We start from the raw sequence: 24,303 nt of genomic DNA on the forward strand, positions 1-24,303 counted from the left end.
TCTCGGCCTCGTCCAGTCTGAGGCACTTCCTTCGTCCCGACATGGATGCTCCCTCCTCTCGGGCGGGTCCCCTTTGGGCCCGCGCCCCAGGAAGGGAACGTTGCATGCTTAACCGAACGCGTACAGCTAAGTTTGCGAGCAAGTCTATGCGTTCGGTTCAACTTGCGAATCAAGCTCCAAATATGTAGGAATTATCGAGACGGCGTTTTCGATCCTGCGGCTGCGGTCGAGGCCTTATCATCGATACAGTCCTTTAAAGACGGTACAGAGAGACCGGCAAGGCACCGCGGCGGCGCACCACGCACTTCACATACCTGCGCCATTGACGAGCCTTTGCCTGATGCAGAGGCATTTTTTGTTTCTGGATCGGGCGATGCGTCTGTCTGTCCGTGCAACTTCGAGCAAGGAGCGCACATGACGGATCCAGGTAAGCTGAAGACGGTCTGCATGGATGCAGACGAGATCGAGCGATCGCTTACGCGCATGGCTCATCAGATCCTCGAGAAGAATAAGGGCGCCGAGGGCGTCTCTCTCGTGGGCATCGTGACGCGGGGCGATTTGCTTGCCAAGCGCCTTGCCGACAAGATCGAGCAGATCGAGGGTACGCGCCCTCCGCTGGGTCGGCTTGACATCAGCTTCTACCGCGACGACTTCGCAACCCATCTCGCACCCGAGGTGCACTCCACCGATATCCCCTTCGAATTGGATCGCGCCCATGTGGTGCTGGTCGACGACGTTCTGTACACGGGCCGCACCATCCGCGCCGCTCTCGACGCCCTGATGGACATCGGGCGCCCCTCCTGCATCCAGCTTGCGGTTCTGGTTGATCGCGGGCATCGCGAGCTTCCGATCCGCGCCGATTTCGTCGGCAAGAACGTTCCCTCGGCGCGCGACGAGAACGTCAGGCTGTACCTGGAAGAGGCCGACGGCGAATCCTGCGTCGAGATCTTCGCCGCCGCTCCGGGCGAGCGGATCGGCTCGGCACCGTTGGGCAGCGCCGGAAAGATCGGAGCATAGCATGGGCTTTCATCATCGCCACCTCATCGACATCCGCGAGTATTCCGCCGACGACATCATGCTGATGCTCCAGACCGCCGAACGGTTCCGCTCGGTGAACGAACGCCGCGTGAAGAAGGTTCCCATGCTCAAAGGGTTCACGGTCGTCAACATGTTCAACGAACCTTCTACCCGCACGCGCTCGTCGTTCGAGATCGCCGAGAAACGCCTGTCGTGCGACAGCCTGAACTTCGGAGGATCCAGCACCTCCTCGGTGAAGGGGGAGAGCCTGAAGGACACGGTCGAGACGCTGTGCGCCTACAAGATCGACATGATCATCGTGCGCGATAAGCATGCCGGAGTGCCCCACCAGATCGCCGAAACGTCCGGCGTCAGCGTAATCGACGCGGGCGACGGCAAGCACCAGCATCCCACTCAGGCGCTGCTCGACCTGTACTCCATCTGGCAGGCGAAGGGAACGCTCGACGGGTTGAAGGTGGGCGTCGTCGGCGACGTGGCCCACTCGCGCGTGTGCGGCTCTCTGGTTCCGGCTCTCAACACTATGGGCTGCGAAGTGACGCTCATCGCTCCTCCGACGCTGCTTCCCGCCGCCCCCGAGGCTCTCGGCGCCCATCATGTCACATCCGATCTCGATGCCGCGCTCGGTGAGCTCGACGTCGTCTACATGCTGCGCATCCAGCAGGAACGTCTCGAGAATTCGCCGTTTCCCAACCTGCGCGAGTACAGCATGCTGTACGGTCTGAACGAGAGGCGCGACAAGCTTTTGCGCCCCGATGCGATCGTGTGCCATCCCGGCCCCATCAATCGCGGTGTCGAGCTGGACGACTTCATGGCGGACCATCCGCAGCGCTCGGTTATTCTCGACCAGGTGTACGCAGGTATCCTCGTCCGCATGGCTGCAATGTACCTACTGCTCGGAGGGAGCGAAGATGGCCTTACTGCTTAAGAACGCCCGCTTTATCGATCCTCAGACCGGTCTGGACGAGGTCTGCGAGATGCTCGTCCGAGACGGCAGGATCGTGCAGATCGGTCACGGTCTGAAGATGGACAAGGGCATCGAGCGCGACCTGGGGGGCAAGATCGTCGTTCCCGGCCTGGTCGATATCCATGTCCACTTCCGCGATCCTGGTCAGGAATACAAAGAAGACCTCGAGTCCGGTACGCGAGCGGCGGTTCACGGCGGCTTCACCGATGTGTGCTGCATGCCCAACACCGCACCTACGATCGACAATGCCGTTGTGGTGGACTACGTGCGCGGCAAGGCCGACCGAGTGGGCAAATGCCGCGTGCACGTGTCGGGGGCCTGCACGAAGGGGCTTGGCGGGGATGTGCTGTCCGATATGGGCGACATGGTCGCGCATGGTGCGGTGGCCTTTACCGACGACGGACGCGGGGTGCAGAGCGCCGGCGCGATGCGCCGCGTGATGGAGTACGCCTCCCAATTCGGCAAAACGGTGATGAGCCACTGCCAGGACGAAGGTCTGGTCGATAAGGGCCAGATCAACGAAGGGGCGGTTTCCACGCGCCTTGGCCTTTTGGGTTGGCCTTCCGCTGGTGAGGAAATCCAGATCGCACGCGATCTAGAGATCAGCCGCCTTGCGGGCTGCCCTTTGCACATCCAGCACCTCACCACCAAGCGCGCGCTCGACATGGTGCGCCGCGGCAAGGAAGAGGGTATCGCGGTGTCGTGCGAAGTCACGCCCCATCACCTGTTCCTCACCGACGAATGCATCGACGAAACGTACGATACGAACCTCAAGGTGAATCCGCCTCTGCGCACGTCCGAGGATGCGCAGGCGCTCATCCAGGGGGTTGTCGACGGAACGGTCGACTGCATCGTCACCGACCATGCTCCGCATGCGATCTACGAGAAAGATCGTGAGTTCGAGCTGGCGCCCTTCGGTATGACGGGGCTCGAAACCTCGCTTTCTGCGGTTATCACCGGATTGGTGAAGCCGGGCCGTATCGATTGGAACCGCCTGGTCGAGCTCATGAGCATTCGCCCGCGCAAGATCATCGGAATCGAACGGGTTGCCTTCGAGCCCGGGTGTCGCGCCGATCTGACCGTGATCGATCCCGACCTCGAGTGGGAAGTGACGAAAGACGGCTTCGAATCGAAGTCGGTCAACAGCGGCTTCATGGGGAAGAAGTTCGTCGGGCGCGCCACCGACGTCTATGTTGCCGGTTACGCCATGCTCGAAGACGGGGTGGTTACCGACGAGGTGCTTCATACGGCGTAGAAGAAGTTGCGGTGCGCTCGAAGCCGTCTTCGGATGGTCCGCATCGCGGTCGAGCGACCTTGAGTTTCCTATCGAATGCGCTGTGCTCTTCGGTGCGCAGCGCATCGTCGCAGAGAGAGGGTGACCCGTGTCCGTACTTGCCAACGAGCCGGCAAGGCTGCTTTCGAACGAACCGGTGGGACCGAGACTCCATATCATGGAGCTCGAGTCCCCCCATGTCGCAAAGACCATACTTCCCGGCCAGTTCGTCCATATGCGTGTGAACCAGATGGCCGACCATATCTTGAGGAGGCCCTTTTCGGTCTATCGCTGCGATCCGGAAGCGGGAAGGATCGCCATCCTCTATCAGGTGGTCGGGTACGGAACCGACTACATGGCCGAACTTTCGCCCGATGCGAACCCCGCTATCGAGTTGGTGGGCCCCGTCGGGCGGCCCTGGGGGGCCCGCATGGGCGGGGAGCTTGCCGATGCGGGTCGCGTCTTGCTGGTGGCGGGAGGCGTGGGCGCTGCGCCTTTGTACCTGCTTGCCGAACAGTTGGCGGCACGCGGCGCGAACGTCGACGTGGTTATGGGGGCCCAAACCGAAAGCGCGCTGGTGACGCTGTCGGATTACCGCGATCGTTTGGGGATCGGGGTCGAATGCGCCACCGACGACGGAACGTACGGGGAGCGGGGGTTCTGCACGGGCCTTGCGAAAAACCGCATGGTCGCGGGCTGCGTTGCGGACGGTTCGCCTTACGACCTGGTTTGCTGCTGCGGCCCCGAGCCGCTTATGCGCATCGTGTCGGATATGGCTGCCCAGGCGGGTATTCCGTGTCAGGTGTCGATGGAGCGGCGCATGGCGTGCGGTGTGGGCGCGTGCCTTTCGTGCGTAGTGGATACGGTTGGGGGCAAGCGCCGCGCATGCGTTGACGGACCGGTTTTCGATGCTGACGAGGTGGTGTGGTAATGGTACGGGTAGAGCGGCTATCTCCGCGGCCTACCGAGGTGGCCCTCGCGGTCGATTTGGGCGGACTTCGCATGAAGAACCCGGTCACGGTTGCGTCGGGGACGTTTGCGGCGGGGCGTGAGTTTCACGATTTCGTCGATGTGGCTTCGTTGGGGGCGGTTACTACGAAGGGCGTATCTCTCAACGGATGGGAGGGCAACGCCTCTCCGCGCATCGCCGAAACCCCGTGCGGAATGCTGAATTCCATCGGTTTGCAGAATCCCGGCGTGCGTCATCTGCTCGAGCACGACGTACCTTGGCTCCAGTCCGTTGGGGCGACGACGATGGTGAACGTGTCGGGCCACAGCTTCCAAGAGTACGTGGACGTCATCGAGGCTCTCGAGCAATCCGACGCGGTCCATGCGTACGAGGTGAACATTTCGTGCCCGAACGTGGACGCTGGCGGTATGGCCATGGGATGCAGCACCGATAGCGTCGAGAAGGTTGTGTCGAAGTGCCGGCAGGCGACCGAGCGTCCCCTGATCGTGAAGCTCACCCCCAACGTCACGGATATCGGCGAGATCGCGCGCGCCGCCGAAAGCGCGGGTGCCGACGGGATTTCGCTCATCAACACGCTTCTGGGTATGGCGGTCGATGCCGAGCGACGCCGCCCCCAGCTCGCACGCGTGGTGGGGGGTCTTTCGGGTCCCGCGGTCAAACCCGTCGCCCTGCGCATGGTGTGGGAGGTATCCCGCGCAGTGCAGGTTCCCGTGCTGGGTATGGGAGGTATCTCGAGCGGCATCGACGCGGTCGAGTTCATGCTGGCGGGCGCTACCGCCGTGGCCGTTGGGACGGCGAATTTCGTTGACCCCCGGGCAACCGTGCAGGTGATCGACGGCATCATCGATTACTGCGAACGACAGGGCGTATCCGATGTGAACGAATTGATAGGAGCTTTGGAATGCTGAGCATCTTCGACGAGATCCCCGCGCGCGAGCGCATCATCGTGGCTTTGGACTGCCCGCGCGACGAAGCCCTGTCTTTGGCCGACGATCTTCGCGGGCACGCGATATGGCTGAAGGTGGGTATGACGCTGTATTACGCCTGCGGCCCTTCGATCGTTTCCGAGCTGCGCGAAAAGGGATTCAAGGTGTTTCTCGACTTGAAGCTTCACGACATCCCGCATCAGGTGCGCGGCGCAGCCGAGGCGGCGGCGCGTTCGGGTGCCGATATGCTCACCATGCACGTGTCGGGCGGGTCGGCGATGCTGGAGGCGGGCCGCCAAGGCGCCTTGGCCGGATCGGAAGGCCGTAGCGAAGGTGACATCGTCACGCTGGGGATCACGGTGCTCACCAGCATGGATGAACCCGCGCTTGCGTCGGTGGGGGTGCCGCGCACACCCGAAGAGCAGGTTGCCCTTCTCGGAGACGTGGCGAAACGGGCTGGCATATCGGGCGTAGTGGCTTCTCCGCGCGAAGCGGCCGCCTTGCGCTCGATCATGGGCGACCGTGCATATATCGTAACCCCCGGAGTACGTCCCAAGGGAAGCGAAAAAGGAGATCAAAGCAGGATTTCAACCCCTTCGGACGCATTTTGCGCCGGTGCATCGCACATCGTCGTGGGCCGTCCGATCACGCAAGCGAAAGACCCAGTTCAGGCTTTTGAGCGTATTTGCGGCGAGATTGCGTAGACGCGGAGTTTTCAATCGGCTACAATCACCGTCGATGGAGCCGTTGGGTGTCCTGTTCAGGTTTTTTGCTACTTGAAATGGGGTTTGTTGTGTTTGCCTGTTGAATTTTTCGACGGCAACGCTAAACTACTCATCGGAATCCGAAATGTGAGGTACGATTTCACCACCGATAGCCAATCTTATAAAGGAGATTACGATGGCCATTCCTCAACTCAGCGCAGAAGAGCGCAAGGCTGCCCTTGAGAAGGCAAAGGCGGCTCGTATCAAGCGCGCCGAGATCCGCGAGCAGCTGAAGAGCGGCAAGCTCTCCGTCAAGGATATCCTGGGTATGAAGGACGACCCCGTGGTCGGACGCATGAAGGTTTCCACGCTGATCGAGACCCTTCCTGGCTATGGCAAGGCTAAGTCCGAGAAGATCATGGCCGAGCTCCAGATCGCCGAAAGCCGTCGCCTGCGCGGTTTGGGCGAGCGTCAGCAGACCGCTCTGCTGGAGCGCCTCTCCTAATTCATGCGGCGCGGAAATCTCTTCGTCATATCTGGGCCATCAGGTGCCGGCAAAGGCACGCTGGTGGCTCGTCTTTTAGACGAACTTCCCGATGCGTGGGTGTCCGTCTCCGCTACGACGAGGAAGCCTCGTCCGGGCGAAGTTCACGGAACCCATTATTTCTTCTTGAGCAACGATGAGTTCGACGATCTGGTGGCCCATGACGGGCTGTTGGAGTGGGCGTCGTATTCGGGAAACCGATACGGTACTCCGCGTGCGTCGGTCGAGGAGCGCGTGGCCGCAGGCGACCAGGTGATACTCGAGATCGAAGTGCAGGGGGCCTTCCAGGTCAAAGAAAGGATGCCCTTCGCGCATCTGGTCTTCGTCGAGCCCCCTTCGCTTGACGAACTGAAGCGGCGCCTCGAGGGGCGGGGCACCGAAGATGCGGCTGCCATCGAGCTGCGCATGCGTACGGCCGAAATCGAGCTCGCACGCAAACATGAGTATGATCACTGCCTGGTCAACGATGATCTCGAGCGGGCGCTCGGGGAGCTCGTCGACTATGTGAACGAACAAGCCGAACGATAACGGGGATGACTGTATGAGCATTATCGAACCCAAAGTGGATGTACTTCTGAATCACGCCGACAACGACCGGTTCCTGTTGTGCGCGATGGCCTCCAAGCGCGCCCATGACATCAACGATATGATGCATGGCCAGCGGGAGCGCGCCATTCAGCTGCAGACCGCGGTGGAGATCGCCCGCGCTGCCGATGCCAAGCCGCTCAGCATCGCGTTTGGCGAGATCGCGCAGGGGGACGTATCCTACGACCCCTCTTCCATCGATGCGATGAACCACTAGATCCGCGCATCCTATGAAACAGGATCATCAGCGCATCTGCCTGATCCACTATCACGAGATCGGGCTCAAGGGTCACAACAGAGCGCGATTCGAGATGAGGCTCCTCAAAAACGTGGAGTCTCTTCTTGTCGGGTACCCGGTGGTCACCATCCACCGCATCTCGGGGCGTTTGTGCGTGTTCCTGAAAGAGGGAACCGATCTCAAGACGGCCGTGCGCGCCTCCGAGGTTGTCTTGCGCGTTCCCGGAGTTGCCCGCGTTTCGTGCGGTTTCAAATGCATACGCGACCTGGATGTTATGGGACAAGCCGCCGTCGATGCCCTTTCCGAGGCAGGGGACTTTGCGAGCTTCAAGGTGCAGGCGCGGCGCAATCATACCGACTTCGAAACCACGTCGATGGATATGAACCGGATCATCGGATCCGTTCTGTGCGCGCGCTTCCCCGAAAAGCGGGTCAAGATGAAGAACCCCGATATCCAGGTGGGAGTCGAGGTCGTGCAGAACGCCGTGTACGTGTACGCGCGCAGCGTGCGCGGAGTGGGAGGACTTCCCGTGGGCAGCTCGGGCAAGGTGGTCACCCTGCTTTCCAGCGGTATCGACTCGCCCGTTGCCACCTGGCGCATGGCGCGACGCGGAGCCATATGCATCGCGGTTCACTTTTCCGGTCGTCCCCAGGCATCCGATGCGAGCGAATACCTGGTTGACGATATCGCGCGGGTTCTCGAGCGTTCGGGGTGCATCGCGCGTACCTACGTCGTTCCATTCGGCGATTACCAGCGCGAGATCTCCCTCAAGGTTCCCCCGCAGCTGCGCATCATCATGTACCGTCGCCTGATGTTCAGGGTCGCCCAGGAGATCGCCTTTCGCGAAGGAGCGGGTGCGCTCGTTACCGGCGAGAGCCTGGGGCAGGTGGCTTCCCAGACGCTTGCCAACATCCGCTGCACCGATGCCGTTGTGCGGCTTCCGGTTTTCAGACCGCTGATCGGTTCTGATAAACAGGAGATCATAGCCGATGCCGAGTCTCTGGGTACGTTTGACATATCCGCCCAGGACGTGTCGGACTGCTGCACGCTGTTCATGCCGCGCAATCCCGAAACGCAGGGCGACCTTGCGGTTGTGGAGGAGGCGGAGCGGGTGCTCCCCGTTTCGGAGTGGGTTTCGGCCCTTGCAGATTCCGCGGAGATTCATGACTACGCGTGTCCTTCGTATAAGCGTCCTCGTGCGAACCCCGCGTCCGCTCATCAAGAGGAATAGCCGATTTCGATTCCACGGAGTTTTTCAGGCGGTAAAAGGAAGATTAGCTGGAAAACCGGCCCCTTGGGCCGGTTTTTCGTTTGATCGGGTTGGTTTTGCCCAGACTTTGCACTGCCTATCGGGTTGGATTCCGATGGATGATGGATGGATGCGCGTAAGGTTCGAGGCCCATTCTTTCCCCGAGGGAAGGAGCCGTTATGCATATCGATACGCGCTTCGAGGCGCTGAAGGATCGAGCGTCGTCGCATGAGTCAACTAAGTCCCTGATCGGATTGGGGTTGCTTGCAGTTGCGATACTTGTCGTTGCGCTTGTCAAAACGTTTGCGTTCCAGCCCGCCTCATTCGATATCGAGGCCAAGGCCGACCAGGCAGCGCCAAGGGAGATCGAGCGGGATTCGGCTTCAACGGTGAATTCAGTTAATGAAGAGCCTCGCAGTATCACGGTTCAGGTTTCGGGGTGCGTGCAAAAGCCGGGAGTGTACGCGCTTGCGGAAGGCTCCAGAGTAAACGATGCCGTGGATCTTGCCGGGGGCCTTGCCTCCGACGCTGCCGATGCGGGGCTGGGCCTCGCTCGAGTTCTAGCCGATGGGGAAGAAGTGCACATACCCTCGAAAGACGATGCGGACCGTGTCGCGCCAAGCGCAGAGGGTTCGGCGCCAAGCGCTCGCTCGAACCCCGGATCTCAAGGTGGGCGCGTGAACGTCAACACCGCGACTGTCGATGAGCTTCAGTCGCTTAACGGGATAGGTCCCTCCCTTGCGAAGAGGATCGTCGCATACAGGACGGAACACGGGAGGTTCTCGGCGGTTGACCAGCTTACCGAGGTGCCGGGCATCGGCCAGAAAACGCTTGCAAAGCTTAAAGACAAGCTTGCGGTATGAGTACTCGGAAAACCGGCGACGCCCAGCGGGTGCGCATCCCGTTTCTCCTCGGGGCGGCGCTGTGCTTCTGGGGAATAGGGGCGGCGCTTCTGGAATCGGGAAGAACCAGCCCTCGATCGGCGTTTGCCATGGCATTCGTACTTTCCTCGACAGCAGTCCTTCTTGGCGTCGCAACGCTGGTCATCTATCGGTTCGTTCGATGCCGCAAGACCGATGAGGCAAATAATCTTGTATTATTTAAAATCAATCAATGGTTATCCTTATATTATCTAAAAGTAATATTTACGCTCATTCTCGCCTTATGCGCAATCGCCTCGTCGTGCGCTGCCTTGGAGCGACTGCATAGGGACGCCGGTTCGACCGAGTGCCTTTCCGAAGAGACCGCGATCGTTCTTACCAGCGATGCCCGGCCGTCTTCATGGAGCGATACGGCATGGGGGTACGTGCCTTCGCGCAGATCGAGGGCCAAGGTCGTGCTCCCGAAAAGAAGCGGTTTGCTGTACGGAGACCGCCTAACGGGGATCGGATCGTTTTCCCCGATCGATTTTACCGACGATGCATCGGCCTGGAGCGCGGGAGCCTCCTGCGTTGTGAGGATGCGCGAAACCAAGCTGGAGCCGGATTGCTACCCCTGGGCTGCAATCGGCAGGATGAGACGGGGTTCGATCGAGCGCCTGAAAGAGCAGGGAGAAGCCTCGGCGGTCGTCCAGTCGATCATATGCGGGTATCGCGGCGATCTTCTGGAAACCGAGGCGGGGGAGGACTTCAAAACGTGCGGCTTGGCGCATATGGTGGCCGTGTCGGGCGCTCATCTCGCGATGGTCGCGGGCATGATCACGGTGGCGATGAGACGATTGCGACTTCCGCGCGCTCTGGGTACCGTGCTGCTCATAGGGGTTTTGCTGGCTTATCTTGTGTTTTCAGCGGCGCCCGTGTCGGCTGTGCGGGCGACGGTCATGTGCGTACTCGCAACGGCGTCGTTCTTCGCACGCAGGAGGCCCGCGTGTCTGCAAGCACTGGCACTGGTTATCATCGGCTGTCTCGCGCTCGATCCGTTGAGCTCCCTCTCTGCGTCGTTCGCCCTTTCGGTTCTCTCCACGTTGGGCATCGTTTTGTTTCAGGGGAGCCTTGCGGCGGAGATTCGGCGGTTCGCACCGTTTTTGCCGGGCGCGGCTGCGGAGGCTATCGCCCTGTCGCTTTCGGCGAATCTTCTATCGCTGCCTTTGTCGATTCATCTGTTTTCCAGGATTTCGCTGGTTTTTCTGCTGTCCAACGTGGTGGCGGCTCCGTTTTTCCCCGCGATATGCGCCTGCGGGCTTCTCGCGTGTATCGTCTCGGAGGCGCTGCCCGCGCTCTCGGGGTGGGCGTTCGCCCCGTCTCTGTTTTTCTGTGGTCTGCTCATCCGGGTCCTTTCCCTGTTGTCGCAGATTCCGTATGCATCCCTCCCGTTTTGGCTATCTTCGCTCGAAGCGCTGGCTGCAACGCTTGTTCCCGCTACTGCGTTCTACCTCTTTCGTCCGCGTTTGACGAAGAGGCACGTCATCGTCGTTCTTGCGGCGCTTCTGGCGTTTTCGGTCTTCACGGTTACGTGGCCTCCGCATTGGTTCTGTTCGCGCATCATCATGCTCGATGTGGGCCAAGGGGATTCTTTTCTTCTGATAGGAAGGGGAAAGACGATGCTCATCGACACGGGGCGCTCGGATGCGAGTCTCGTGAGGGGCTTGGCGCGAAACCATGTGGGTCACCTCGATGCGGTCGTCATCACACACGCGGACGACGACCATTGCGGTTCGCTCGATGCTCTGGGGCGCGTTGCTGAAATCGATCGCGTCGTGCTTGCGCGCGGAGCCGATGAGTGCTCGGAGAAAAAGGTCGAGGACCTTGTTGAGACCGCGCGGCACGTTTCCGACGAGGTGAGCTACGTGGCGGCGGGCGATTCGATGTCGCTGGGTACGTTTTCGATGAAGGTGGTGTGGCCGCACCGTCTCGAGCACGACTGCGGCAACGCCGATAGCGTCTGCCTCGATGTCCGATGCGATGCCGACTCGGACGGGTGTTCGGACTGCAGGGTCTTGTTCACAGGAGATCTGGAATCCGATCAGCTTTCTGCGATCGTGGAGGAAGGGGTGCGCGGCATCGACGTACTGAAGGTGTGTCACCATGGATCGGACTTCGGTCTCGACGAGGCTTCGGCGAGGGCCTTGAGCCCCCGTCTTTCCCTGGTAAGCGTGGGGAAGGACAATCGCTATGGCCATCCCGGCAAACGGGTGCTCTCGCTGCTGGAGGATACAGGCTCGGTCATTATGAGAACCGATTTAAGCGGCGAGGTTTCGTGCGAAATAACGGCTTCGGGTCTGAAGGTTGCCGCGCAACGGTAGAATAGGCGCATGGATACCTCATCGAAACAACCAACGCTTCTGCCCGCCTACCTGATCGTCGGCGAAGACCTGCTGAAGCAGCGCCGTGTAGTCGAGCGTCTGCGGAGCAGCGCGGCAAAGCTCGGGGACCTCGAGTTCAATCACGATCGGTTCGACGGCCAGTCGGTAACGGGTGCCGATGTGGTGGCAGCATGCAACACCTTGCCGTTTATGAGCGACGTTCGCCTTGTCGAAGTGGTTCAGACCGACAAGATGCGAAAAGAGGATTCCGAAGCCCTGGTCGAGTACCTGGCTTGTCCGTCGCCTTCAACCGTGCTGGCTCTGATAGCCGAAAAACTGGCCAAGAACACGCGTCTGTACAAGGCCGTCGCAGCTGTGGGAAAAACGGCGGTTATCGATTGCGCCCCCATGAAATCCTACGAATTGGCCCGGGCAGTGCGGTCCATGGCTCCCGCCCATGGCTTCACCATGACCGCTGCTGCGGCCGACAAGCTTGTCGAGTTCGTCGGGGCCGATACCGTCCGTATCGATTCCGAGCTGAAGAAGATCGCGCTCTCCTGCGCTGGGGCGGCTGCTCCGGTTACCGATCGCGACATCGAGTCCATGGTAGCGCGCACATCCGAGCTCGCTCCGTGGAGCTTCGTCGATGCGCTGGCGCGCCGTGACCTTGCAGCCTGCGTGAATATGTATCCTCGTCTGGGAAGGAATCCCGGCTATGGGTTGCTTGCGCTGTGCGCGACGAGGGTTCGCGAGCTTATTCTGGCCAAGACGATCGAGCAGCGAGGGGATTTTGTGCCGCTCGAGCGCGTTTTGGGCGGCCCCTCGTGGCGTTACAAGAACCATGTATCCGACGCGCGGCGTTTCTCACTGGCCGAACTCGAGGGAGCTCTCGTGTTGCTCAGAGACACCGAGCGGCTTATGAAGAGCGGAGCGGATCCCGATCGGGCCTTCATGGACTGGGTGGTTGCGGTAGCGGGCGGTAGGCGCCCGTAAAACGGGGAAGGGCCCCGTTGGGGGCCCTTCGACCTTGATATGCGGACAGATCCGAGGATCGTGCGCTTTCGCTATTTCGCTATTCGGCGGCGGCTTCGTCGGAAGCGGTTTCCTCAGCTTCGGCAGCGGCCTTCTCGGCCTCGGCCTTAGCCTTAGCCTTAGCCTTAGCGGCCTGGGCTTCAGCTTTCTTCTGAGCCTCGACGCGCTTGGCCTTCTCAGCGTTCCGGGCTTCCTGCGCGACCTTGCGGGCAGCCTTGGCCTCGGCCTTTTTGGACCCGGTCTTCTGGGCCTTGGGCTGGGGCTTCACATAGGCGGCGCGATCGGCGTCGGTCACGATCTCGCGGATGGAGGCCATGATGCCGGACTTGCGGTTGGCGGCCTGGTTCTTGTGGATCACGCCCTTGCCAGCTGCCTTGTCCAACAGGCGGCAAGCGGCGAGAGCTGCGGCGTAAGCCTCGGCGCCGTTGCCGGCCTCGACGGCTTCCCTCACGCGACGAGCTGCGGTTTTCAGCTCGGACTTTGCAGCGCGATTACGCTGACGAGACTTCTCGTTCGTGATGATGCGCTTCTTCTGACTCTTGATGTTTGCCACTCTAATCCTCCGTAGTTATAAACCTTGCGTTTCCAGACGAAACTCGATGATTCTAGCATACAACCCCGCTTTTTGCACAAGGTCAGGCTAAAAAAGGGGATCGAAAAGCCGCACGTATAGGCACTCTACCCGACCTTGCATCGGTCCGGGTTGCCGATTCGCAAGGTTCCACATGGTTTCCGCAGATGAGGTTTTACTATTATGGTCGATTGCCGCAGTCGGGTCGCAGAATGCCCGTCGGGTATAATAGCGACCTTATCGTCTTGCATTGGAAAGTCCGCTTCGTCCCCCGAAAGAGACCCTATGGCCCCTCAACGTTCTCGAAAGTCCACCCACGATCAGAGCAAGATCAGGAACTTCTCCATCATAGCCCATATCGATCACGGCAAATCCACGCTGTCCGACCGCATCCTCGAACTTACGGGGGCGGTTTCTGCGCGCGATATGCAGCAGCAGATCCTCGACACCATGGATATCGAGCGCGAGCGCGGCATCACGATCAAAAGCCAGGCCGTGCGCGTCGAGTACCGGGCCGACGACGGGGAAACCTACGAGTTCAATCTGATCGACACGCCGGGCCACGTCGATTTCACCTACGAGGTTTCGCGTTCGCTCGCGGCTTGCGAAGGGGCGGTTCTCGTGGTCGATGCGACGCAGGGAGTCGAGGCCCAAACCGTCGCCAACGCCATGATGGCCATGAATGCCGATCTGGAGATCGTTCCGCTCATCAACAAGATCGATCTTCCGGCGGCCGAGCCCGAGCGCGCGCGCGAGCAGATCGAGGACGGACTGGCCATCCCCGCCGACGATGCCGTCTTATGTTCGGCGAAGACGGGCGCGGGCGTGCACGACCTGCTGGAGGCCGTCGTCTACAACGTTCCGGCTCCCAGCGGCGACGTCAACGCTTCCCTGCGCGCGCTGATCTTCGATTCGTTCTTCGACCCGTATCGAGGCGTTGTGGCGTTGATCAGGGTCGTTGACGGTTCGATTGCGAAGGGCGATCGTCTGCGCATGATGGCGACCGAAACCGAGACGCTGGTCGAGGAAGTGGGCGCGCGCTGTCCCAAGGAGGTTCCGCTCGATGCGCTGTGCGCGGGCGATGTGGGCTACCTCGTCACCGGGTTGAAAGACGTCTCCCAGGTGAAGGTGGGCGACACGATCACCACCGCATCGGGCGGCGCGCACGAGGCGCTTCCGGGTTACCGCGACGTGAAGCCCATGGTGTTCACGGGCCTGTTTCCCATCGAGGGCGACCAGTTCGAGCCCTTGAAAGAGGCGCTGGAAAAGCTTTCCCTCAACGATCCCGCGCTCATCTGGGAGGCGGAGAAGTCGCATGCGCTGGGTTTCGGCTTTCGCGTCGGCTTCCTGGGGCTTTTGCATATGGAGGTGATCGAGGAGCGCCTCGAGCGCGAGTTCGGGCTGAACCTGCTGGCCACGGCCCCTTCCGTCGAGTACCACGTCTACCGCTCGAACAAGGAGATGGTCTCGCTCCACTCCCCCCAAGAGCTTCCCGATCCTTCCGAGATCGAGCGCATCGAGGAGCCGTTCTTGAAAGTGAAGATTCTGGTTCCGCCCGATTACGTGGGCGCGGTCATGGATCTGACGGTTTCGCGGCGCGGCAACTTCATCACGATGAACTATTTGTCCCCGACCACCGTCGAGCTTCTGTGGGAAATGCCGCTGGGCGAGATGATCATGGATTACTTCGACCGGCTGAAGTCAAGCACTAAAGGCTACGCTTCGCTTGACTACGAGTTCGCGGGGTATCGGGAAAGCAAGCTGGTGAAGCTGGATATCCTGCTGTCGGGCAAGCCCATCGATGCCCTGTCCTTCATCATCCATAAGGACAAGGCCTACGACCGCGGGCGCATCCTGACCGAGAAGCTTAAAGGCATCATTCCGCGCCAGATGTTCGAAGTGCCCATCCAGGCCGCCGTCGGGGGTCGCGTTTTGGCGCGCGAAACCATCAAGGCTAAGCGAAAAGACGTTTTGGCCAAGTGCTACGGCGGCGATATCTCGCGTAAGCGCAAACTCCTCGAAAAGCAGAAGGAGGGCAAGAAACGTATGAAGAACATCGGAAACGTCGAGGTGCCCCAGGAGGCGTTCATGGCTATCCTGAAGGTCGATGAATAGGCTGCGGTTCGAAAGGTGTCCCGATGGGGAGAAACGACGAGGAGACAAGCTGGATTGACGATGCGTTCGACGATAAGAAGGCCGCTCGCGAAGAGGCGTCGTCGGGCATGGGCGGAGGCATGAAGGTCGCTTTGGGGGCGGGATGCCTTGCGGCGTTCGTTCTCATCGCGGTGCTCGTTGTTTTGGCCGTGGCGTCGCTTTCGGCCCTCGCATCGGCGTAGGCGCGCCGCTCATGGGAGGTTTTTTCGAAAGTCCGCGCCTGTTGCTGGCGCCGATGGCGGGCGTTTCCGACGAGGTGTTTCGCTTTTTGGCCAAAGAACAGGGCGCCGACCTCGCGTATACCGAGATGGTGTCGGCCAAGGGCCTGTCTTATGCGAGCAAGAAGACGCGCAAGCTTCTAGAGCTGGGAGACGGCGAGGATCGCATCGCGGTTCAGATCTTCGGCCACGAACCCGACACCATGGCCGCCCAGGCTGCATGGGTGGAAGACGTGTTGGGAGAGGCGCTTGTCTACCTCGATATCAACATGGGATGTCCGGCCCGCAAGATCACGGGCAAGGGCGACGGCGCCGCCTTGATGAACGACCCCGACCTGGCCGCGCGCATCGTCGCGTCGGTATGCGCCGCCATCGAGCACCCGGTGGCCGTGAAGTTCCGACGCGGGTACGACGAAGGCGTTGAGACCTGCGTGGATTTCGCACGCCGCATGGAAGACGCCGGCGCGGCCTCGATGGTTGTCCACGGCCGGTACGCCCGTCAGATGTACCGGGGCCGTTCCGATCGCGGCGCCATCGCGCGCGTCCGCCAAGCCGTCTGCGTTCCCGTGATCGCCAACGGCGATGCGGTCGATGCGGGCTCGGCGCTCGATCTCGTGCGGGAAACAGGGTGCCCCTCGATCATGATCGCGCGCGGAGCGCAGGGGAATCCCTGGGTTTTCTCCCAGGTGAAAGCGGCGCTTGAAGGGCGAGTCGTTCCCGGTTTTCCCACGGTGCGCGAGCGTATCGACATGGCGCGCCGCCACGCGCGGCTGTTAGCCGAGCGCACGGAAGGGGAGATCGTTCGCATGCGCAAGCACGCCATGTGGTATGTTGCGGGCATTCCGGGGGCCTCGGCGGCCCGCGCGCGGTTCACCCGCTGTTCGACGCTTTCCGATTTCGATGCGGTGCTCGACGACATGATCGAGCAGGCCGCGCTTCACGACGCGCTCGATGCGCGCTGCGGCCATGTCTAGGGAGACGACGGCCCTGCTTGTTCCGCACGAGCCGTTCAGGGCACTCTACATCCACATTCCGTTTTGCAAGAAACGGTGCTCGTACTGCGATTTTTCCACCGAAGCGATCGCGCGGGACGACGATGCGGTGCAGTCTTACGTTGAACGGCTGGTGGTGGAGCTGTTCCGCGTTTCGCGCGCAGGCGAGCTGTCGCAGGTCGAGAGCGTCTACATCGGCGGCGGCACCCCGACTCACCTGGGGCTGTCGAAGCTGTCCGGATTGCTGTACGCCCTGTCGCTGTCCATGAGCCTTTCGCCGGAGCGCTGCGAGGTCACGATGGAGGCGAATCCCGAGAGCCTGACCGATCGCATCGTGTGCGATGCCTGGGCGATGGGCGTGAACCGGCTTTCGATTGGGGTGCAGAGCTTCGACGACGGGGTGCTGCAAACGCTGGGCCGCGCGCATGACGCCGAAGGCGCTCTGCGGGCCATCGAGACCGCCAAGCTGAGGTTTCAGAACGTCAGCTGTGATCTGATGTGCGGCATTCCCGGCCAAAGCGAGGCGTCGCTCAGGCGCAGCGTCGAGGCGGCCGTCGAAGCGGGGGTTTCCCATGTGAGCGTCTACCCGCTGTCCGTCGAACGGGGCACGCCCCTTGCGCGCTCGATCGAGGCGGGGATGATGGTCGAATCCGACGACGACGAGCAAGCCGATCATATGCGCGCCGCCGAAGAGCTGCTGGTATCGGCGGGATTCCATCGCTACGAGGTGGCAAGTTACGCCAAGCCGGGCTTCGAATGCCGGCACAACCGCGCGTATTGGACGGGCGCGCCGTATCTGGGCTTGGGCTCCTCGGCGGTCTCGATGCTGCAGAACGGAAGCGAGCGCATCCGCGTGCGCGACGGCGTGGTAGAGGATCGCATGCCGGCTTGCGAGGCCCTTATAGAAGACGTCATGCTGGGCATGAGAATGAGCGAGGGCCCCGCCTCCCAGCTTACGGCTCGGGCGATGGAGGCATTTCCGTGTTTGCAGGCGGCTTTGGAAGACCTCGAAGCGCGCGGCTACGTCGAGCGGGCGCTGGGTTGCTGGCGGCCGACCGATGCGGGGTGGCTGTGCGGCAACGATCTGTACGGGCGAATCATCGACTGCGCGGAATCCCCCGACCAACCGAGAGGCCCCGCGCCGGCGAAGTAACGCTTTGGTTGTGGGGCCTTACCTGGAGGGCGTTTTTTAGCACACGGGATGGCTAACTGCTAGAATACAGCGGACGGTATCGGGTGGGCGCGGGATGCGCGCACGGTTGTATCAGGGAGGTGGCATCGATGCTTTCGGATAGACGCCAACGCGTTTTGGCCGTTCTCATCGAAGAATACGTCGCCCAGGCGCTTCCCGTTGGCTCGCGTACGCTCACCGAGCGCTACAACCTGGGGGTCAGCTCCGCCACGGTGCGCAACGAGCTTTCCTACCTCGAGGATGCGGGCTATATCTCGCAGCCCCACACGTCGGCCGGACGCATACCTACCGATCTGGGGTATCGCACCTTCGTCGACAACTTGCTGGCGAACGGGGCCATCAAGGACGGCGAAGGCGATCGCGAGCTGGTGGAGCGCTTGAAAAGCAGCGCGAGCGAGCTCGACGAGCTTTTGGACTCGGCGTCCAACGCCCTTGCCCGGCTTACCGACTGCCTTTCCATCGTGGTGGCGCCCTTGGCACGGACGGCTACGGTGAAGCAGATCACCCTCATCTCGCTTTCGGATCGCCAGGCGGTGGTCGTGGTCGTCACCAAAGACGGTCAGGTGTACAACCGTCAGATGGAATTCGCCGAGGCGGTCGAGTCCGAACGGCTTTCGGAGGTGCAGCGCATCCTGAACGACTTCTTTGCGGGGCGCTCTGCGCGCGATGTGAAGATGAGCGCCGAGGGTTTGAGCAACCACTATTTCGGAAACCCGCTGGTGCGCCTCGTCATCGACGAGATCATAGCCTGCCTGCACGAGCACGATACCGCGCACGCGTACCGCATCGGGATGAGTTCGCTGGCGCGCAAGCCCGAGTTCAGCGAATCGAGCGCGCTCATACCCATCATGCAGGTGCTCGAGGACGACGCGGTGCTTCTCCAGATACTCGATCCCACCTCTGACGCGGATCGGGGCGCCCCGATGGTGCGCATCGGCAGCGAGAATCCCACTGAGCAGCTCTCCGGCGTCTCGGTTGTGGCGAACCGCTACGGTCGCGGCGATTCGGCGGGCGTGGTGGCGGTTATCGGTCCGACCCGCATGGATTACTCGCGCGTGCTGAAAGCGGTGCGCATCGCCAGCGCGGCTTTGGACGAAGACTAGAATCAAGAGGGAAGCGGGCTTGCTTTGCCCGATAGCGAAAGAAGGTATGCCGAAGCATGGCCAAAGATCTGTACGAGGTTCTGGGTGTCGAGCGCGGGGCGTCTGACAGCGAGATCAAGAAGGCGTTTCGAAGCAAGGCGCGCAAGCTCCATCCCGACGTGAACGGGTCGGAGGATGCGGAAGACCAGTTCAAAGAATTGAACGAAGCGTACGACGTCCTATCCGATCCAGCCAAGCGCTCCGCATACGACCGTTTCGGCACCATTCCCGGCGCCGCAGGTGGATCCAATGCGGGCGGGTACGTCAATCTCGACGACCTGTTCGGCGGTGTGGGCGATATCTTCAGCTCGTTTTTCAACGGCGGGGCGCAGAGTGCCGCCGCCCGCCGCGAAGGCCGCGATATGGGCGTGGGCCTGCGCCTCACGCTCGAAGAAGTGGCCACCGGCGTGAAGAAGGAGATCGTGTACGATCGTCTGTCCCCCTGTCCCGAGTGCTCCGGTTCGGGTTTGGGCGAGGACGGTAAAGAGGTCACCTGCCCCGATTGTCAGGGGCGCGGTCGCGTAGTCACCGTTCAGCGGACGTTTCTGGGCGATATGCAGACCGCAACTACGTGCCCGCGCTGCGGCGGCACGGGTCGCATCATCGAGAACCCCTGTTCGGAGTGCGATGGCCAAGGGCGCGTTCCCGATCGCCAACGGGTGACGGTCGAGGTGCCCGCCGGCATCCGCGACGCCCAGCAGCTGCGCGTGAGCGGTTTCGGCGAGGCGGGCCTGCGCGGGGCGAAGCCGGGCGATCTCATCGTCACCTGTCGCATCCAGCCGCACGAGTTCTTCGAACGAGACGGCGACAACCTGCATGTGCGCGCGAACGTCAGCATGGTTCAGGCGGCGCTGGGCGCCGATATATCGCTGGGCGGGATCATGCCCGACGAACGGGTTTCGGTTCGCGTTCCCGAGGGATGCCAGAACGATCAGGTGGTCCGCGTTAAGGGCTTCGGCCTTCCGCGGTTCCGCAGCGATGCGCGCGGTGATCTGTTCGTCCACATGAACGTGGTTATCCCCAAGAAAGTCACCAAAAAGCAGCGCGATCTTCTCGAGCGGCTTGCCCAGGAGCTGGGCGACGAGGTGGCCGATGCGCGCAGCCCGCTCGAGCGCCTGCGCGACGTGTTCAACTAAGGGCAGCCTTGAAGTTCTCGGTTATCAATCTCGGATGCAAGGTCAACCGCGTCGAATCCGACGACGTAGCGGCCGCCCTCATTGCGCAGGGCGGCCGTTCGGTTCCTTTGGACGAAGCCGATCTCGTGGTGGTGAATACGTGCACGGTTACCGGCGAGGCCGATAAGAAGGCCCGCAAAGCCGTTCGGCAGGCTTTGCGGGCCAACGGGTTTTCCCAGGTTCTGGTGACCGGCTGCGCCTCGGCGATCGATCCTGGCGAGTTCAGGCGCATGGATGCGCGCGTCGAGGTGGTTCCCAAAGGGCGCCTGTCCGATCGCATCCCGTCGAATCCCGAAGCGGGCGCCCTGCGCATGGGGGAGGGCTTTCGCACGCGGGTCAGCATCAAGGTTCAAGATGGGTGCGACCATGCCTGCACGTTCTGCATCGTGCACGTCGCACGCGGTCGCGCGACCAGCGTGCCCGCAGGCCGGGTTATCGCCGAGGCGGTTGCCTATGCGCGCGCCGGGGCCAAAGAGATCGTGCTTACCGGCATCAATCTCGGTTCGTACGCTTCGGAGGGTTTGGATCTGGCCGGTCTTCTGGCGCGGCTGCTCGATCGAACCGCCGGGTTTCGCGATCGCGGTGCTGCCCCCCGCATCCGCGTGTCGAGCATCGAGCCGCAGGACGTGGACGAGGCGCTTATCGACATCATGGCTCGCTCCGAGGGCCGTATCTGCCGCCATCTCCATCTTCCGCTGCAATCGGGAAGCTCGCGGGTCTTATCCGAAATGGCGCGCGACTACTCGGCCGATTGGTTCGAAGCACTGGTTTCCCGTATGTACGACCGCATGCCGATGCTGTCGCTGTCAACCGATGTGATCGTGGGCTTTCCGGGGGAGACCGAGGAGGATTTCCTGATGACCAGGGATCTTGTCGAGCGGTTGCGTTTCTCGCGCCTGCACGTGTTTCCCTACTCGCTGCGCGAGGGAACGCCCGCAGCGCTTAGAACCGACCAGGTAGACGATCGGGTGAAGCGTCTGCGCGCGGCCGAACTGCGGCGGCTGTCGGCAGAGCTCGGGCGTCGGGACTACGAACGGCGCGTGGGAACGGTCGAAGCCGTGGTGGTCGAGGAGGACTGCGCTCTTACCGAAAGCTACCACGAGGTTCCCGTTCCGCTGATGACCGTGCCCGGCGATCTCGTTTCGGTGGTCATCCAGCCGCCTGCGAAGGGGTGCTAGAATGGGTCGCATGGAACAACAGCGGCAGAAGCGGTGCGCGTCGTCGCTCACGGCGCCCCCCGGTACGGATATGGATCTGGTCGTAGGTCCCCATGATGCGAACCTTCGCCTCATCGAAGGTTTGTTCTCCACATGCGTCACGGTGCGCGGGAACCGCGTGTCCCTCGAAGGTCCAAGCGCCGAGGTCGAGGTGCTTCAATCCCTGTTCAGCGAGATGTTTCGCCAAGTCGGGGACGGGGAGGCGCCCAACGGTGCTTCCATTAGGCGCTTCGCCCGCCTGATCGAGGCCTCCGACCTCTCGCCCGCGCAGCTGCGCGAGGACGTGCTCTACGCTCGAGGTGCGGTGGTCGTGCGCCCCAAGACAGCGGGCCAGAAACGTTATGCCGACGCGATACGCAGCCATACCGTTTCGTTCGGACTCGGTCCGGCGGGCACGGGCAAGACCTACCTTGCGATGGCCCTTGCTGTCGCCGCCCTCGAGCGCAAAGAGGTCGGTCGCATCGTGCTTGCCCGACCGATCGTCGAGGCGGGAGAGAACCTGGGGTTTCTTCCGGGGACGCTCACCGAGAAGGTCGATCCCTACATCAGGCCCCTCTACGATGCGCTGTTCTCGCTTGTCGGCCCCGACCGGGCGCGGCACCTCATCGACAGCGGCGCCGTCGAGATCGTCCCCTTGGCATTCATGCGCGGTCGCACGTTCAACGACAGCTTCATCATCCTCGATGAGGCTCAAAACGCCACGTCCGAGCAGCTGAAGATGTTTCTCACGCGGTTGGGCTTCGGTTCGACCGTGGTCGTCACCGGCGACGATACCCAATTCGACATACCGCGCGCGACCTCGGGGCTGAAGGGGGCGCGAGCGATTCTCGAGGGGATCGACGACATCGCGTTTTGCGATCTTTCGGCACGCGATGTGGTACGTCATTCCCTGGTCGCCCGTATCGTGGCGGCCTACGAGCGCACAGGCGAGAGAGGATAGCGATGGACGTTTCGATCAACTGCCCGCACCGTCCCGATGCGGCCCACCTCATCGACATCGAGGGCATAACCCGCCTCGTTGTCGAAAGCGAGGGGAAGCCGGCGTGCACGGAGGTTTCCGTGAACTTCGTGACCGACGAGGAAATCCATCGATTGAACCTCGAGTACCGCGGCATCGATCGTCCCACCGACGTTTTGTCTTTCGAATGCGACGGCGTTTCCGATGCCGGGTTCGACGTCGCCGAGGCGGATGTGTACGAGCTGGGCGACATCGTCATCGCTCCGGACGTGTGCGAGCGCCAGGCGGCGGAATTCGGCACGACGCTTTCCGACGAGCTGAGCCTCATGCTGGTTCACGGATTGCTCCACCTGTGCGGGTACGATCATTGCGAGGACGGCGAAGCCGAGCAGATGGAGCGCCGCGAACGCGAGCTGCTTTCGTCTTTCTACGGCCGACCGTTCGCCCGATGACGCATCAGCATCGTCGGACGGGTGCAAAGGGCGGTCCGTACCGGCCATCCCGCTTCACGCTTGCCGATGCGTTGAGATGCGCGGGCAAGGGCGTTCTCTACGCGTTTTCCACCCAGCGCAACATGAGGATCCACGCCGCTGCCGCCGTCGCGGTCGTCGCGGGCGGGGTCTTAGCGCGCGTCGGGGCGGTCGAATGGGTGCTGCTGGCGCTGTGCATCGGGTTGGTCTTCGCCGCAGAGTGCGCCAACACCGCCATCGAATCGCTGATCGACCTTGTGTCGCCCGACTATTCGGAACTGGCCGGACGAGCCAAGGACTGTGCGGCCGGCGCGGTTCTGGTGTGCTCGATCGCCGCGGGGTTCGTCGGCCTCATCGTGTTCGTCCCGCGTATCCTGGGCATGCTCGGGTTTTAAGAAGGAAGGTTTCATATGGCCTCGAATTTCGACTTCAGCAGCCCGGAGGGGTTCCGCTCTGGATTCGTGACGCTTGTCGGGCGTCCGAATTCAGGTAAATCGACGCTGCTCAACGCTATCATGGGGAAGAAGATCGCTATCACGTCGAACACCGCCCAAACCACGCGCCACAGGTTTCGCGCCGTGCTGACCCGGCCCGATTTCCAGATGATCATGGTCGATACCCCGGGCTTGCATAAGCCCCACGACGCTTTGGGGGAGGAGCTGAACACCTCGGCGCTCAAGGCCCTCGAAGACGTCGATGTGGTGGCCATGCTGATCGATTCGTCAAAGCCCGTGGGTACGGGTGACGAGTGGGTGGCCCAGCAGGTTGCCCGTGCCCGCTCGAAGAAGGTGCTGGTTCTGTCGAAGACCGACCTTGCGACCCCCGAACAGTTAGAGGCCCAGATCGAAGCGGCTCGAAAGCTGGCTGATTGGGATTCGGTGGTGCCGTGTTCGTCCAAGACGCTCGAGCGCGTCGACGAATTCGTCGATGCCGTGGTGGCGCGCCTTCCCGAAGGCCCCAAATGGTTTCCCGACGATATGGAGACCGATCAGCCCATCGAGGTGGTGGTGGCCGAGTTTATCCGCGAGAAGATCCTCCGTACGTTCAAAGACGAGGTTCCGCATGCGATCGGCGTGCGCGTGGAAGAGATGAAGTACACGCGCAAGACGAATCTCGACAGCATCCGCGCCATCATCTACGTCGAGCGCGACAGTCAGAAAGGGATCATCATCGGCAAGCGCGGAGCGGCGATCAAGCAGATCGGGATCGAAGCGCGCGAGGATCTTCAGCAGCTTTTGGGAACGCGGGTGTACCTCGATCTGAACGTCAAGGTGAAGAAGAACTGGCGTCGCGACGCAACCCAGATCCGGCGTTTCGGCTACGGGGAGGGATTGTAGCCCCGCCGCCTTCGACGGTCGGTTTGAAATTTGCACCTTATCGGGTCTTCGGGTCGTATGTGCAGGCAGATTTCGTATAGAATTGTCTGGATCGTACCCAGAGGAGCATTGAA

General features: G+C 61.7%; 25 protein-coding genes. 24 read left to right on the top strand and 1 reads right to left on the bottom strand.

All coding sequences use genetic code 11. The annotated features are described in order from the left end of the window. Nucleotides 1-414 precede the first annotated feature (414 nt). The 13 genes from pyrR (at nucleotide 415) to holA (ending at nucleotide 12,725) form a co-directional block, all read left to right on the top strand. Entirely contained in the window at nucleotides 415-1,017 is a 603-nt protein-coding gene (pyrR, locus tag EIH26_RS05525) for a bifunctional pyr operon transcriptional regulator/uracil phosphoribosyltransferase PyrR (protein WP_124061247.1), read from the top strand. Between the two features lies 1 nt (nucleotide 1,018). Then, nucleotides 1,019-1,963, top strand: a complete 945-nt coding sequence (locus tag EIH26_RS05530) for an aspartate carbamoyltransferase catalytic subunit (protein WP_124061248.1) — start codon at nucleotides 1,019-1,021, stop codon at nucleotides 1,961-1,963. After that, on the top strand, nucleotides 1,947-3,257 hold the full coding sequence (locus tag EIH26_RS05535) for a dihydroorotase (RefSeq protein WP_124061249.1): 1,311 nt from the start codon (nucleotides 1,947-1,949) through the stop codon (nucleotides 3,255-3,257). Before EIH26_RS05530 ends, EIH26_RS05535 begins: the two co-directional genes overlap by 17 nt. 127 nt (nucleotides 3,258-3,384) lie before the next feature. Further along, the gene (locus EIH26_RS05540) at nucleotides 3,385-4,206 is read left to right on the top strand and encodes a dihydroorotate dehydrogenase electron transfer subunit (RefSeq protein WP_241152779.1); all 822 of its coding nucleotides are present in this window, start codon (nucleotides 3,385-3,387) and stop codon (nucleotides 4,204-4,206) included. Continuing rightward, nucleotides 4,206-5,153: a dihydroorotate dehydrogenase gene (locus EIH26_RS05545; RefSeq protein WP_124061801.1), complete on the top strand. Its 948-nt coding sequence runs from the start codon at nucleotides 4,206-4,208 to the stop codon at nucleotides 5,151-5,153. The genes EIH26_RS05540 and EIH26_RS05545 overlap by 1 nt, the downstream gene beginning before the upstream one ends. Then, on the top strand, nucleotides 5,147-5,875 hold the full coding sequence (gene pyrF / locus EIH26_RS05550; protein WP_124061250.1) for an orotidine-5'-phosphate decarboxylase: 729 nt from the start codon (nucleotides 5,147-5,149) through the stop codon (nucleotides 5,873-5,875). The genes EIH26_RS05545 and pyrF overlap by 7 nt, the downstream gene beginning before the upstream one ends. Before the next feature lie 196 nt (nucleotides 5,876-6,071). Next, the gene (mihF, locus tag EIH26_RS05555; RefSeq protein WP_039688882.1) at nucleotides 6,072-6,380 is read left to right on the top strand and encodes an integration host factor, actinobacterial type; all 309 of its coding nucleotides are present in this window, start codon (nucleotides 6,072-6,074) and stop codon (nucleotides 6,378-6,380) included. Nucleotides 6,381-6,383: 3 nt separating this feature from the next. After that, nucleotides 6,384-6,947 carry a guanylate kinase gene (gene gmk, locus EIH26_RS05560; protein ID WP_124061251.1) on the top strand — a complete coding sequence of 188 codons (564 nt, stop codon included), beginning with the start codon at nucleotides 6,384-6,386 and terminating at the stop codon, nucleotides 6,945-6,947. Between the two features lie 13 nt (nucleotides 6,948-6,960). Next, a complete protein-coding gene (locus EIH26_RS05565) occupies nucleotides 6,961-7,221 on the top strand; it encodes a DNA-directed RNA polymerase subunit omega (protein WP_124061252.1) in 261 nt (86 codons plus the stop codon). Nucleotides 7,222-7,234: 13 nt separating this feature from the next. Further along, nucleotides 7,235-8,473 carry a tRNA uracil 4-sulfurtransferase ThiI gene (gene thiI / locus EIH26_RS05570; protein ID WP_124061253.1) on the top strand — a complete coding sequence of 413 codons (1,239 nt, stop codon included), beginning with the start codon at nucleotides 7,235-7,237 and terminating at the stop codon, nucleotides 8,471-8,473. A 197-nt stretch (nucleotides 8,474-8,670) separates the two neighbouring features. Then, nucleotides 8,671-9,354, top strand: a complete 684-nt coding sequence (locus EIH26_RS05575) for a helix-hairpin-helix domain-containing protein (RefSeq protein WP_124061254.1) — start codon at nucleotides 8,671-8,673, stop codon at nucleotides 9,352-9,354. Next, nucleotides 9,351-11,732 carry a DNA internalization-related competence protein ComEC/Rec2 gene (locus tag EIH26_RS05580; protein ID WP_124061255.1) on the top strand — a complete coding sequence of 794 codons (2,382 nt, stop codon included), beginning with the start codon at nucleotides 9,351-9,353 and terminating at the stop codon, nucleotides 11,730-11,732. Before EIH26_RS05575 ends, EIH26_RS05580 begins: the two co-directional genes overlap by 4 nt. A gap of 9 nt (nucleotides 11,733-11,741) precedes the next feature. Beyond that, nucleotides 11,742-12,725, top strand: a complete 984-nt coding sequence (gene holA / locus EIH26_RS05585) for a DNA polymerase III subunit delta (protein WP_124061256.1) — start codon at nucleotides 11,742-11,744, stop codon at nucleotides 12,723-12,725. A 79-nt stretch (nucleotides 12,726-12,804) separates the two neighbouring features. Here holA and rpsT read toward each other — a convergent pair whose 3' ends face one another. Continuing rightward, nucleotides 12,805-13,317, bottom strand: a complete 513-nt coding sequence (gene rpsT / locus EIH26_RS05590) for a 30S ribosomal protein S20 (protein ID WP_124061257.1) — start codon at nucleotides 13,315-13,317, stop codon at nucleotides 12,805-12,807. 303 nt (nucleotides 13,318-13,620) lie between these two features. On the opposite strand from rpsT, the gene lepA reads away from it, so the two are divergent. From lepA to era, 11 genes are all read left to right on the top strand, one after another. After that, complete coding sequence (gene lepA, locus EIH26_RS05595) at nucleotides 13,621-15,450, top strand: translation elongation factor 4 (RefSeq protein WP_124061258.1); 1,830 nt, start codon at nucleotides 13,621-13,623, stop codon at nucleotides 15,448-15,450. Nucleotides 15,451-15,473: 23 nt separating this feature from the next. After that, nucleotides 15,474-15,671 carry a hypothetical protein gene (locus EIH26_RS05600; protein WP_124061259.1) on the top strand — a complete coding sequence of 66 codons (198 nt, stop codon included), beginning with the start codon at nucleotides 15,474-15,476 and terminating at the stop codon, nucleotides 15,669-15,671. A gap of 11 nt (nucleotides 15,672-15,682) precedes the next feature. Beyond that, on the top strand, nucleotides 15,683-16,681 hold the full coding sequence (dusB, locus tag EIH26_RS05605; protein WP_124061260.1) for a tRNA dihydrouridine synthase DusB: 999 nt from the start codon (nucleotides 15,683-15,685) through the stop codon (nucleotides 16,679-16,681). Further along, nucleotides 16,674-17,852: a radical SAM family heme chaperone HemW gene (hemW, locus tag EIH26_RS05610; protein WP_124061261.1), complete on the top strand. Its 1,179-nt coding sequence runs from the start codon at nucleotides 16,674-16,676 to the stop codon at nucleotides 17,850-17,852. Before dusB ends, hemW begins: the two co-directional genes overlap by 8 nt. Before the next feature lie 128 nt (nucleotides 17,853-17,980). After that, complete coding sequence (gene hrcA / locus EIH26_RS05615; RefSeq protein ID WP_124061262.1) at nucleotides 17,981-18,994, top strand: heat-inducible transcriptional repressor HrcA; 1,014 nt, start codon at nucleotides 17,981-17,983, stop codon at nucleotides 18,992-18,994. Between the two features lie 56 nt (nucleotides 18,995-19,050). Further along, nucleotides 19,051-20,169 carry a molecular chaperone DnaJ gene (dnaJ, locus tag EIH26_RS05620; RefSeq protein WP_124061263.1) on the top strand — a complete coding sequence of 373 codons (1,119 nt, stop codon included), beginning with the start codon at nucleotides 19,051-19,053 and terminating at the stop codon, nucleotides 20,167-20,169. Nucleotides 20,170-20,177: 8 nt separating this feature from the next. Beyond that, nucleotides 20,178-21,386 (top strand): MiaB/RimO family radical SAM methylthiotransferase, encoded by a 1,209-nt coding sequence (locus tag EIH26_RS05625; protein ID WP_124061264.1) that lies wholly within the window; start codon nucleotides 20,178-20,180, stop codon nucleotides 21,384-21,386. Between the two features lie 10 nt (nucleotides 21,387-21,396). Beyond that, nucleotides 21,397-22,365 carry a PhoH family protein gene (locus EIH26_RS05630; protein WP_124061802.1) on the top strand — a complete coding sequence of 323 codons (969 nt, stop codon included), beginning with the start codon at nucleotides 21,397-21,399 and terminating at the stop codon, nucleotides 22,363-22,365. Nucleotides 22,366-22,367: 2 nt separating this feature from the next. Beyond that, nucleotides 22,368-22,835 (top strand): rRNA maturation RNase YbeY, encoded by a 468-nt coding sequence (gene ybeY, locus EIH26_RS05635; RefSeq protein ID WP_124061265.1) that lies wholly within the window; start codon nucleotides 22,368-22,370, stop codon nucleotides 22,833-22,835. Then, a complete protein-coding gene (locus tag EIH26_RS05640) occupies nucleotides 22,832-23,248 on the top strand; it encodes a diacylglycerol kinase family protein (protein ID WP_124061266.1) in 417 nt (138 codons plus the stop codon). Before ybeY ends, EIH26_RS05640 begins: the two co-directional genes overlap by 4 nt. A gap of 15 nt (nucleotides 23,249-23,263) precedes the next feature. Further along, complete coding sequence (era, locus tag EIH26_RS05645) at nucleotides 23,264-24,190, top strand: GTPase Era (protein WP_124061267.1); 927 nt, start codon at nucleotides 23,264-23,266, stop codon at nucleotides 24,188-24,190. Nucleotides 24,191-24,303 lie beyond the last annotated feature (113 nt).

Origin of the sequence: Gordonibacter sp. Marseille-P4307, assembly GCF_900604965.1 — a bacterium.
Lineage (GTDB): Bacteria > Actinomycetota > Coriobacteriia > Coriobacteriales > Eggerthellaceae > Berryella.